Annotated in this window: 12 protein-coding genes; 9 read left to right on the top strand and 3 right to left on the bottom strand. The window is 72.2% G+C overall.

Annotation, left to right across the window (positions count from 1 at the left end; genetic code table 11):
* Positions 1–119: 119 nt before the first annotated feature.
* The 5 genes from iolC (at position 120) to ACTWPW_RS06040 (ending at position 5,688) form a co-directional block, all read left to right on the top strand.
* Complete coding sequence (gene iolC, locus ACTWPW_RS06060) at positions 120–1,193, top strand: 5-dehydro-2-deoxygluconokinase (RefSeq protein ID WP_443168137.1); 1,074 nt, start codon at positions 120–122, stop codon at positions 1,191–1,193.
* A complete protein-coding gene (locus tag ACTWPW_RS06055) occupies positions 1,106–1,960 on the top strand; it encodes a Cgl0159 family (beta/alpha)8-fold protein (protein WP_443168155.1) in 855 nt (284 codons plus the stop codon). Before iolC ends, ACTWPW_RS06055 begins: the two co-directional genes overlap by 88 nt.
* Positions 1,957–2,799 carry a 5-deoxy-glucuronate isomerase gene (iolB, locus tag ACTWPW_RS06050; RefSeq protein WP_443168136.1) on the top strand — a complete coding sequence of 281 codons (843 nt, stop codon included), beginning with the start codon at positions 1,957–1,959 and terminating at the stop codon, positions 2,797–2,799. The genes ACTWPW_RS06055 and iolB overlap by 4 nt, the downstream gene beginning before the upstream one ends.
* Entirely contained in the window at positions 2,796–4,643 is a 1,848-nt protein-coding gene (gene iolD / locus ACTWPW_RS06045) for a 3D-(3,5/4)-trihydroxycyclohexane-1,2-dione acylhydrolase (decyclizing) (RefSeq protein ID WP_375115071.1), read from the top strand. The genes iolB and iolD overlap by 4 nt, the downstream gene beginning before the upstream one ends.
* Before the next feature lie 61 nt (positions 4,644–4,704).
* Complete coding sequence (locus tag ACTWPW_RS06040; RefSeq protein WP_443168135.1) at positions 4,705–5,688, top strand: AI-2E family transporter; 984 nt, start codon at positions 4,705–4,707, stop codon at positions 5,686–5,688.
* A 27-nt stretch (positions 5,689–5,715) separates the two neighbouring features.
* On the opposite strand, the gene ACTWPW_RS06035 is transcribed toward ACTWPW_RS06040, so the two are convergent.
* Positions 5,716–6,204 (bottom strand): GNAT family N-acetyltransferase, encoded by a 489-nt coding sequence (locus ACTWPW_RS06035; protein ID WP_443168134.1) that lies wholly within the window; start codon positions 6,202–6,204, stop codon positions 5,716–5,718.
* Between the two features lie 19 nt (positions 6,205–6,223).
* Between ACTWPW_RS06035 and ACTWPW_RS06030 the strand changes: the two genes are divergently transcribed.
* Positions 6,224–6,871, top strand: a complete 648-nt coding sequence (locus ACTWPW_RS06030; RefSeq protein ID WP_443168133.1) for an HAD-IA family hydrolase — start codon at positions 6,224–6,226, stop codon at positions 6,869–6,871.
* On the opposite strand, the gene ACTWPW_RS06025 is transcribed toward ACTWPW_RS06030, so the two are convergent.
* A complete protein-coding gene (locus tag ACTWPW_RS06025; RefSeq protein WP_375115067.1) occupies positions 6,868–7,389 on the bottom strand; it encodes a DivIVA domain-containing protein in 522 nt (173 codons plus the stop codon). The genes ACTWPW_RS06030 and ACTWPW_RS06025 overlap by 4 nt on opposite strands.
* A 115-nt stretch (positions 7,390–7,504) precedes the next feature.
* On the opposite strand from ACTWPW_RS06025, the gene ACTWPW_RS06020 reads away from it, so the two are divergent.
* From ACTWPW_RS06020 to ACTWPW_RS06010, 3 genes are read left to right on the top strand one after another with little or no spacing between them, the layout of a single operon-like run.
* Positions 7,505–8,239 (top strand): ABC transporter ATP-binding protein, encoded by a 735-nt coding sequence (locus tag ACTWPW_RS06020; RefSeq protein WP_443168132.1) that lies wholly within the window; start codon positions 7,505–7,507, stop codon positions 8,237–8,239.
* Positions 8,236–8,904 (top strand): hypothetical protein, encoded by a 669-nt coding sequence (locus tag ACTWPW_RS06015; RefSeq protein WP_443168131.1) that lies wholly within the window; start codon positions 8,236–8,238, stop codon positions 8,902–8,904. The genes ACTWPW_RS06020 and ACTWPW_RS06015 overlap by 4 nt, the downstream gene beginning before the upstream one ends.
* A 37-nt stretch (positions 8,905–8,941) precedes the next feature.
* Positions 8,942–9,655 carry an SGNH/GDSL hydrolase family protein gene (locus ACTWPW_RS06010; RefSeq protein ID WP_443168130.1) on the top strand — a complete coding sequence of 238 codons (714 nt, stop codon included), beginning with the start codon at positions 8,942–8,944 and terminating at the stop codon, positions 9,653–9,655.
* Between the two features lie 182 nt (positions 9,656–9,837).
* Here the strand turns inward: ACTWPW_RS06010 and rlmN are convergent, their stop codons facing one another.
* Positions 9,838–10,938 (bottom strand): 23S rRNA (adenine(2503)-C(2))-methyltransferase RlmN, encoded by a 1,101-nt coding sequence (rlmN, locus tag ACTWPW_RS06005; protein ID WP_375115063.1) that lies wholly within the window; start codon positions 10,936–10,938, stop codon positions 9,838–9,840.
* Between the last annotated feature and the right edge of the window lie 114 nt (positions 10,939–11,052).

Here is an 11,052-nt window from a genome sequence, read left to right as displayed (position 1 = left end):
ACTATGCGATGTGCGGCGCCGGGGTTTCGGCCGGGGCACATTGCGCAACATAGCGGACATCCAGATGTCATGACAATATGCCATAGTGTCGCGGGTAAGCTCCGTCCCTGGAGGTGCTGTTGTACGACTTGATCACGATCGGCCGCTGCGGCGTCGACGTCTATCCGTTGCAGACCGGTGTCGGGCTGGCCGACGTCGAGACCTTCGGCAAGTTCCTCGGCGGCAGCCCGACCAACGTGGCCGTCGCCGCGGCGCGCCACGGGCTGCGCCCCGCCGTGATCACCGGCGTGGGGGCGGACCCGTTCGGTGATTACGTGCGCCGGGCGATCCGCGGCTTCGGCGTGGACGACGCCTTCGTGCACACCATCGAGGGCCCGCCGACGCCCGTGACGTTCTGCGAGATCTTCCCTCCCGACCACTTCCCGATCTACTTCTACCGCGGCGAGCACCCGCCCGACCTGCAGCTCTCGCCGTCCATGCTGGACCTGGAGGCGATCGCGGCGACGGGGTTGTTCTGGTTCTCGCTGACGGGGCTGAGCCAGGAGCCGAGCGCCGCCGCCCACGCCGCCGCGCTGGCGGTCCGCTCGTCCGGGTGGACGGTGTTCGACCTCGACTACCGGGCCGCGCTGTGGGAGTCGCCGGAGGCCGCGCACGAGGCGGCGCGGCGGGCCCTGCCGCGGGCGAACGTCGCGGTGGGCAACCTGGAGGAGGTCGAGGTCGCGGTCGGCGTACGCGATCCGGAGGCCGCCGCGCAGGCGCTGCTGGACGCCGGGGTACGCGTCGCGATCGTGAAAATGGGCCCCGAAGGGGTTTTCGCGCGTACCTCCGAGGAGAGCGCATTGGTAGAGCCCATGGAGGTGAAGGTGGTCAACGGGATCGGGGCGGGAGACGCGTTCGGTGGCGCCATCTGCCTCGGGCTGCTGCGCGGCTGGCCGCTGGAGCGCACGCTGCGCTTCGCCAACGCGGCCGGCGCCTTCGTGGCCGCCCGCCTGGCCTGCGCCGACGCCATGCCGACGACCGCCGAGGTCGACGATCTGCTGAACGGGGCGCGCTTTGGAGCGACATCACGCTGTCCAGGGCGGCCGACTATGGGCGGCTCACCCACATCCGCGCCACCAGCCCCGAGGAGATCGCCGCGGCCGCTGCCCGCCGGGAGCGGCGCGGCCTGCCCGGCGAGGGTGAGCGGCTGCTGATCATCGCGGCCGACCACCCGGCCCGCGGCGCCCTGGGCGTACGCGACCGGCCGCTGGCCATGGCCAGCCGCACCGACCTGCTCGACCGGCTGCGCCTGGCCCTGTCGAGGCCAGGGGTGGACGGCATCCTGGCCTCCCCCGACGTCCTGGAGGACCTGCTCCTGCTGGGGGCGCTGGAGGGCAAGCTGGCCTTCGGCTCCATGAACCGGGGCGGCCTGCAGGGCTCGGTGTTCGAGCTGGACGACCGCTTCACCGGCTTCGACGCCGCCTCGATCGACACCATGCGGCTCGACGGCGGCAAGATGCTCTGCCGCATCGACCCCTCCGACCACGCGACCGTGGCCACGCTGGAGTCGTGCGCCCGCGCGGTCACCGACCTGGCCCGCAGGCGGCTGGTGGCCATGGTGGAGCCGTTCTGGTCGCTGCGCTCCGAGTCGGGCGTGCTGCGCAACGACCTGTCGCCCGACGCCGTGATCCGCGCCATCAGCGTCGCCCAGGCGCTCGGCGTGACCTCGGCCTACACCTGGCTGAAGATTCCGGCCGTGGCCGAGATGGAGCGGGTGATGGCCGCCACCACGCTGCCCGCCCTGCTGCTCGGCGGCGACCCGCCCGACATCGACGCCGCCTACGCCGACTGGCACCGCGCGCTGAGCCTGCCCGGCGTGCGCGGCCTGGTCGTCGGGCGCGCCCTGCTCTACCCTCCGGACGACGACGTCGCCACGGCCGTGGACGGCGCCGCGGCACTGGTGCGAGAGGCCCGCGCATGACCTACCTTCCGTACGGCAAGACCGCCAGCGGCCCCTGGTCGGTGGAGATCACCCCGTCCCTGGCGGGCTGGACCTACTCGGGCCTGCGCATCGCCGACCTGACCGACGCCCCGATCTCGTTCGACACCGGCGAGGAGGAGCTGCTGGTGCTCCCCCTGGCGGGCTCCTGCACCGTCACGATCCCGGGTGACCTGTTCGTGCTGAACGGCCGGTCGTCGGTCTTCGACGGCCCCTCTGATTTCGCCTATATCCCGATTTCTACGCATGTGACCCTGGAGGGCTCCGGGCGGATCGCGCTCCCCTCGGCCCGCGCCACCCGCGCGCTCGCCCCCCGCTACGTCGCCGCCGCCGAGGTCTCCGTCGAGATCAGGGGCGCCGGCCAGGCCACCCGCCAGGTGAACAACTTCTGCTCCCCCGACGCGTTCGACGGCTGCGACAAGCTCATGGCCGTCGAGGTGCTCACCCCCGACGGCAACTGGTCCTCCTACCCGCCGCACAAGCACGACACCCCCAACCCGGGCGAGGCGGTGCTGGAGGAGATCTACTACTTCGAGGTCGCCGACCAGGGCATCGGCTACCAGCGCGTCTACTCCTCGGAGCGCGGCCAGATCGACACCCTGGCCGAGGTCTCCTCGGGCGACGTGGTGCTCGTCCCGTACGGCTACCACGGCCCCTCGATGGCCGCCCCCGGCTACGACCTCTACTACCTGAACGTCCTGGCAGGCCCCGCGGAGCAACGTTCGATGGCGTTCTGCGACGACCCCCGCCACGCCTGGATCCGCGCCTCCTGGGACGGCCGGCCCATCGACCCCAGACTGCCGTTCGGGAGGACCCCATGATCCGGCTGACCGTCGCGCAGGCCGTCGTACGCTTCCTGGCCCACCAGTGGAGCGAGCGCGACGGCGCGGAGCGCCGGTTCTTCGGCGGCTGCACCGGCATCTTCGGCCACGGCAACGTCGCCGGCCTCGGCCAGGCGCTGGCCACCTCCACCGAGGACCTGCCCTACCACCTGAGCCGCAACGAGCAGGCGATGGTCCACACGGCGGCCGCCTACGCCCGCGCGAGCAACCGGCTGGCCACCCTGGCCTGCACCACCTCGATCGGCCCCGGCGCGACCAACATGATCACCGGCGCGGCGGGCGCGACCATCAACCGCCTGCCCGTGCTGCTGCTGCCCGGCGACATCTTCTCCACCCGCGTCGCGAGCCCGGTGCTGCAGGAGCTGGAGGACCAGCGCTCCTACGACATCTCGGTCAACGACTGCTTCAAGCCGGTCTCCCGCTACTGGGACCGGATCAACCGCCCCGAGCAGCTGCCCTCGGCGCTGCTGGCCGCCATGCGGGTGCTCACCGACCCGGCCGAGACCGGCGCGGTGACGCTGGCGCTGCCGCAGGACGTGCAGGCGGAGGCGTTCGACTGGCCGGACGAGCTGTTCGCCCGCCGGGTCTGGCACATCCCCCGGCCGCGCCCCGAGCGCTCGGCCCTCGCACGGGCCGCCGAGCTGATCAGGGCGGCCGAACGCCCGCTGATCGTGGCCGGCGGCGGGACGATCTACAGCGAGGCGACCGGGCAGCTGCGCGCGTTCGCCGAGGCGCACGGTGTCCCGGTGGCCGAGACGCAGGCGGGCAAGGGCGCGCTGCCCCACGGGCACCCGCTGGCGATGGGCGCCATCGGCGCGACGGGCACCACGGCCGCCAACGCGCTGGCCCGCGACGCCGACCTGATCATCGGCGTCGGCACCCGCTACAGCGACTTCACCACCGCCTCCAGGACGATCTTCGCCCCTGGCGCCCGATTCGTGAACCTCAACATCACCGGCTTCGACGCCGCCAAGCTGTCCGGCCTGCAACTGGTCGCCGACGCCCGCGAGGGGCTGGCCGACCTGACCGAGGCGTGCGCGGGCTGGAGCACTCCCGCCGCCTACCGCGAGCGGGCCGCCGAGCTCACCCGGGTGTGGGACGCGGCCGTGGACGCGGCGTACGCGGCGGAGGGGCCCCTCATCGCGCAGTCCGCGGTGATCGGCGCGGTCAACGCGGCGGCCGGCGACGACGGCGTGGTGGTGTGCGCGGCCGGGTCGATGCCCGGCGACCTGCACAAGCTCTGGCGCCCCAGCGGCCCGGGCAGCTACCACGTCGAGTACGGCTACTCCTGCATGGGCTACGAGATCGCCGGCGGGCTGGGCGTGAAGATGGCGGCCCCGGAGCGCGAGGTGTTCGTGCTGGTCGGCGACGGCTCCTACCTGATGATGGCCCAGGAGCTGGTCACGGCCGTCTCTGAGGGCGTCAAGCTGGTCGTGGTCCTGGTGGACAACTCCGGCTTCGCCTCCATCGGCCGCCTGTCCGAGAGCGTCGGCGCGGAGCGGCTCGGCACCTCCTACCAGCGCCGCGACGGCGGCCCGCTGCCGGTGGACCTGGCGGCCAACGCGGCCAGCCTCGGGGCCACGGTGCTGCGCCCGGAGTCGATCTCCGACCTGCGCAAGGCGCTCGACGCGGCCCGCTCGGCGGCGGAGACCACGGTGATCTACGTCCGCACCGACCCCCTGGCCGACGACGCGCCGTCCTCCGAGGCGTGGTGGGACGTGCCCGTGGCGCAGGTGGCGACGACGAGCGCCACGTACGCGGCGCGGGAGACGTACGAGGCGAACAAGCGCTCCCAGCGCCCGAGCCTGGCACCGCCCGGCTGAGCAGGGTTGCCCCCGATCACCTGGGGGAACTCCTCTGACCAGGCACGATAGGGGGCAGGGGATGGGGCCGTGGCGGCTGCTGGGTTGGTTCGCGGTCATCGCGGTGGCCTTCTTCTGCCTCTACCACGTGCGGACGGTGGCCATCTCGATCATCATCGGCGTCTTCCTCACGGCCCTGCTGCTGCCCCCGGCCAGGTGGCTCAGGTCACGCGGGCTCGGCCGGGCGCTCGCCACCGCGATCGTCTTCACCGGCGGCCTCCTGCTGGCGGGCGCGCTCTTCGCGCTGCTGGTGCCGCCCACGGTGGACAGCGTGTCGCAGCTGCGTGACAGCGTCGGCAAGGTGCTCGACGACCTGCACGGCCTGACCGCCCGGTTCGGCCTCGACGACCGGCAGCTCATCGACCAGGCCAGGGACTACCTGTCCACCCAGGGCCGGCAGGTCACCAGCGGGGCCCTGGCCGGGGTGCGGACGGTGGGCGAGATCGTCATCGGGGCCGTGCTGGCGGTCATCCTGTCGGTCTACTTCGTGCACGGCGGCGACAGGCTCTTCCGCTGGCTGATCGGCCTGGCGCCGGCCTCGGCCAGGACGCGGCTGGCCGAGACCGGCCACCTGGTCTTCTCGGTGATCGGCCGCTACATCCGCGGCATCGCGATCGTGGGCGCGGCCGACGGGTTCTTCATCGGGATCGCGCTGTGGATCCTCGGGGTGCCGCTCGCGCTGCCGCTGGCGGTGCTGACGTTCGTGGGGGCGTTCCTGCCGGTGGTGGGGGCGTTCATGGCGGGGCTGCTGGCCGCGGTGGTGGCGCTCGTGTCGAAGGCCGTGCTGGTGGCCCTGATCGTGGTGGCCGTGACCGTGGCGGTGCAGCAGATCGAGGGGCACGTGCTGGCGCCGCAGATCTACGGCAAGGCGCTCGACCTGCCCGGCGCGGTCATCCTGGTGGCGATCACGGTGGGCAGCGTGATCGCGGGCATCGCCGGCGCCTTCCTGGCCGCCCCGGTGACCTCGGTGATCGTCGCCCTGCTGCACCGCACGAAGACCGCCTGACCGCTCCGGGCCGCCACGGCCGTCGCGCTAGGGATCGAGGAGCAGTTCGAGCTCCAGCTCGTGCCTGATCGGGATCCCGTCGGCCTCGGCCGGGATGCCGGGCTTGAGCTCGCGCACGCGGTCCATGGCGTTCCTGCGCAGCGCGACGAGGTCGAACCCGTAACGCTGGTAGAAGCGCAGGGCGTGCGTGTTGTCGTTGGTGGTGACCAGCCAGAGCCGGGCCGCGCCGCGCTCGGCCGCCGCCGCCCGCACGGCGTCGAGCAGGGCCCGCCCGACGCCCCTGCCGGGCAGCACGGCGTCGAGCGAGGCCACCTCCACGGCGTCCCCGTCCTCGATGTACGTGACGACGCCGGCCACCTCACCGGCCACCTCGGCGACGAACCCGGGCAGCTTCGTGGTGTCCACCAGTTCGCCGCGCCCCAGGACCATCAGGGTGGTGCCGCGCCAGCTCCCGCTGATCACCCGCGTGACCACGGGCAGGTCGTCCGGCCGGATGGAACGCACGGAGATTGCCATGACCGTCATTATGAGACCTATGCGATGGGCTACGTTCGACTGTTTCGGAACTCTGATCGACTGGCGGCACGGCATCCTCACCAGCGCCGAGCTGATCGCTCCCGGGCAGGGGGCACGGCTGCTGGAGGCGTACAACCGGCACGAGCACGCCGTCCAGACCGAGTCCCCCGGCCTGCGCTACCGCCACGTGCTGGCGGAGGCGCTGCGCAGGGCGTGCGCGGAGGAGAAGGTGGAGCTGGCCGCGGACGACGCCTCGGTGCTGGCCGCGACGCTGCCGTACTGGCCGGTGTTCCCCGAGGTAGGACCCGAGCTGTCGGCGCTGCGCGCGGCCGGGTGGCGCCTGGCGCTGCTGACGAACTGCGACCGCGACCTCATCGCCGAGACCCGGCGGCGGCTGCCCGTGCCGTTCGACGCGGTGGTGACGGCGGAGGACGCGGGGGCGTACAAACCGGCGGAGGCGCACTTCGAGCTGTTCCGGCGCTCGTACGAGCCGGAGGTGTGGGTGCACGTGGCCCAGAGCTACTTCCACGACCTGGTGCCCGCGCACCGGCTGGGTCTGCCCCGCGTGTGGATCAACCGCCACGGCGACCGGCCGGCCGACCCGACGGTCGTCCAGCGGGTCCTGCCCGACCTGCGCGGCCTCCTCACCGCGGTGGAGGCCGCCTAGACCCGCTGCTCCAGTACCTCGGCGATGCCCGTGAGGAAGGAGTCCACGTCCGCGATCAGGTAGCCGGACCTGAACATCACGGTCGAGAACTTCGCCTCCCGCACCTCCTTGGCCGTCAGCGGGTAGTCGGTCGTGCCGCGCAGCGTGGCCACGATCCGGTCGAGGAAGGTGTCGACCTCGTCCTCGTTGTAGCCGGTGCCCATGCGGCCGGGGCGGAAGGCCACGCGCTCCACCCGGGCGGCCTGGGACTCGAACCACTCCTCGCGGAGCAGCTCGCCGGTGGGCTCGGCCATGGCCAGGCGTACGGGGCGCTTGGCCTGGGTCTCCAGTGCCACCACGAAGGCCTCCAGGGCGAAGTCCACCGGGGTCTCCTGGTAGCCGCCGCGCTTGGCGCGGAACGTGGCCGTACGTACCTCGTCAGCGGTGACGGGCTCCAGGGTGTGCGATCCCCGGCCCAGGGTCGCCTCGATCCGTCCGATCAGGGCGTCCACTTCGACGGGGTCATAGCCTGAACGCATACCCATGACGCGCGGAAAGCGGTTCAAGCCTCACTCCTCTTGAGATGTGCTGGGGTCCCTCCATTGTCGGACCTTTATGACGGCCCTGCGACCCGACATATACCGTTACAGGACCATGCGTCTGTCCAGGGTCTCTTTCCGCTACCGAAGGCGTGATTCTTTCGTCATCGAAGACGCCGATGCCCACCTCGCCCCCGGCGACGTGATCGAGCTGACCGGCGTGAACGGAGCCGGCAAGTCGACTCTGCTCCGCCTCCTGGCGGGCCTGGCACGGCCGACGGCGGGCACGATCGCCGACCGCCCGCCGGTCGTCGGCTTCGCCCCTGACCGGTTCCCCACGGGCCAGCCGTTCACGGTCACGGCCTACCTGCGGCACATGTCCCGCGTACGCGGCGGCGCCCGCTGGGAGCCGTGGACCGAGCGCCTGAACATGGGGCACCTCCTCGACACCCCGCTGGGCGACCTGTCGAAGGGCAGCGCGCACAAGGTCGGCCTGGTCCAGGCGCTGATGGCCGAGCCGGGGCTGCTGATCCTGGACGAGCCGTTCGCCGGTCTGGACGTCGACACGCGCGAGACGCTGCCCTCGATCGCGACCGAGGTGGCGGGCCGGGGCGGCATCGTCATCGCCAGCGACCACCAGGGCGGCCTGCGCGGCCTCCCGGGTGTCCGCCAGTGGTCCGTGGTGGACGGACGGCTCAAGGAGGGCACGGCGGCGCCCGCCGCCGAACGCTCCAAGGCCACAGCACCGGTCACCGTGGCCGTCACCCTGCCCGCCGACGAGCTCCCGCGCTTCCTGGCCAGGATGCGCGACGAGGGCTACCGGACGCGCGAGATCGAGGAGACCCGGTGATCGCCCTGGCCGCCTTCCGCCTGGCCGCGTACGTCCGCTCGCACCGCGTCTACCAGGCGCTCCTCCTCATGCTGGCCATGCAGGCGGTCATCCACGGCAACCGGGCGCCGAGGGGTGAGGAGGCCACCGTGCTCACGGACGGCGGCGTCCTGATCATCCCCGTCCTGGCCTGGACGGCCAGGAGCCTGCTCGACACCGAGCCCGACCGGCAGCGCGAGATGTCGGCGGTCCAGGTCGGCGGGCGGGGCAGGGAGGTGGTGGCGGGGCTGCTGGCGGCGTTCGCGGCGTGTGCCGTGCTGGCGGCGCTCGCCCTCGGCTGGGCCATGCTGCTCGGCATCACGGGATCGCCGTCCTCCGGCGTGCTGGGCGCGGCCCTCCTCCTGTACGCCCTGTCCGCGCTGGCCGGAACCGCGCTCGGCGCTATCACCAGCCGCGCCGTCCTCCCGTCCCCGGCCGTGTCGATCATGACGCTGCTGTTCGGCTTCATCGCGATGCTGCTGGTCAGCGCCACCTCGCTGTACTGGCTCACGGTCCCGCTGCTGCGCTGGATGAAGGCCGCGAACTCCGGCGACCTCGTCGCCCAGTTCCCCCAGCTCGCCTCGATCTCGCTGGCCTGGTGCGTCGTCGGCCTGGGAGCCTACGTGTGGGTCCGGCGGAGGGTGTAGGTTAGTAAGCACTCACCCACCCATGGAGGAGGCGACGGTGAAACTGATCTGCTTGGGCGACAGCATCACGCGCGGCCAGGTGAGCGCCGACTACGTGGCCCTGCTCCGGGCCCGGCTGCCCGATGACACCGTGATCAACGCCGGGGTCAACCACGAGCCGTCATCCGAGCTGGTCAAGCGACTCGACGCCGTCATCGCGCAGGACCCGGACGTGGTGACCGTGCTGATCGGCACCAACGACGCGAACGCCACGCTGAGCGGCAAGCGCGCCCGGGCGCTGCGCAGGCGCTGGAAGCTCGCCGCCGACCCCACCGCCGCGGACTACGCCGCGAACCTCGCCGCCGTCGCCCGGCGGCTGCAGGACCAGACGATGGCCCGCGTGGCGCTGATCTCCCTGCCGGTGATCGGCGAGGACCTCGCCTCGGTCCCGGTACGGCGGGCGGCCGAGTACAGCGACATCGTCCGCCGGGTCGCGGCTCGGGAGGGCGTCACGTACCTGCCGCTCAACGAACGGATGACCGCGTACCTGGAGGGGCGGGGCCGGACGCCCGGAACGCCCTACCGCGCGGAGGGCCTGCTGGCGCAAACAGCCGCGATGCAGCACTTCCTGCTGGGCCGCAGCCTGGACACGATCTCGAAGCGCCGGGGCCTCCAGCTCACCACCGACACGATCCACCTGAACGGGCGCGGCGCGGCCATGATCGCGGACCTCGTCGAGGGCTTCGTCACCCGCTCCATCGCCCCCCACTGACCCCTGCGCCGGACCTGCCACCGCCGGAAGCCGCCGTACTTCGCCACCCGCTCCATCGCCCCCACTGACCCCTGCGCCGGACTTGCCACCGCCGGGAGCCGCCGTACCAGGAGCGGCTATTCGGCGGCGCGCTGTGCCGGGAGTGGCTACTCGACGGCGCGCTGTGCCGGTTGCGGGTGGGGCTACTCGGCGGCGGCGAGCTGCCCGCAGGCGCCGTCGATCTCGCGCCCGCGCGTGTCGCGCACCGTCACCGGAACCCCGTGGAACTGCAGCCGCCGCACGAACGCCCGCTCGTCCTCCGGCCGCGAGGCCGTCCACTTGGACCCGGGCGTCGGGTTGAGCGGGATCAGGTTGACGTGCACGAGCTTGTTCTTGACCAGCTTGCCGAGCAGGTCGGCCCGCCACTCCTGGTCGTTGATGTCCTTGATCAGGGCGTACTCGATCGAGACCCGCCGCTTCGTCCTGGCCGCGTACGCCCAGGCCGCGTCGAGGACCTCGGCCACCTTCCACCGCGTGTTGATCGGCACCAGCGTGTCGCGCAGCTCGTCGTCCGGCGCGTGCAGCGACAGCGCCAGCGTGACCGGCAGCCCCTCGTCGGCGAGCTTGCCGATGGCCGGCACCAGCCCGACGGTCGAGACCGTGACGCCCCGCGCCGAGATGCCCAGCCCGTGCGGCGCCGGCTCGACCATGCGGCGCACCGCACCGATCACCTGCTTGTAGTTGGCCAGCGGCTCGCCCATGCCCATGAACACGACATTGCTCACCCGCCCGGGCCCACCGGGCACCTCCCCGGCGGCCAGCGCACGGGCCCCGGAGACGACCTGCTCGACGATCTCGGCCGTCGACATGTTGCGGGTCAGCCCCGCCTGGCCCGTGGCACAGAACGGGCAGTTCATGCCACAACCGGCCTGGGACGACACGCACATCGTGGCCCGGTCGGGATAGCGCATGAGCACCGACTCCACCAGGGCGCCGTCGAACAGCCGCCACAGCGTCTTACGGGTCGTGCCCCCGTCGGTGGTCAGCTCCTTGACCGGCGTGAGCAGGTCGGGCAGCAGCGCCGACAGCTTCTCCCTGGACGTCGCCGGCAGATCCGTCATGGCGGCCACGTCGGTGGTCAGGCGCTCGAAGTAGTGGCGCGAGAGCTGGTCGGCCCGGAAGGCCTTCTCGCCCAGCTCGGTGACCGCGGCCCGCCGGTCGGCCATCGACAGGTCGGCCAGATGCCGGGCGGGCTTGGCCCGCCGGGGCGCGACGAAGGTGAGCTGACCTGGAGGCTGGGACACGTTACTGCCTTTGCTTGAGGGGTTGTCGACCAGGGTAGTGAACGTTCGGATCGGAGGTGGCATTCCTGGTCACGGTACGGCTCGCGTCTTGGTCGCCGCCCGATCTACAGTCAT

The organism is Nonomuraea sp. KM90, assembly GCF_052246675.1.
In the GTDB taxonomy this organism is placed as follows: Bacteria; Actinomycetota; Actinomycetes; order Streptosporangiales; family Streptosporangiaceae; genus Nonomuraea.
Note: the sequence above shows the minus strand (reverse complement) of the source record. Positions and strands in the feature narration are given on the sequence as shown.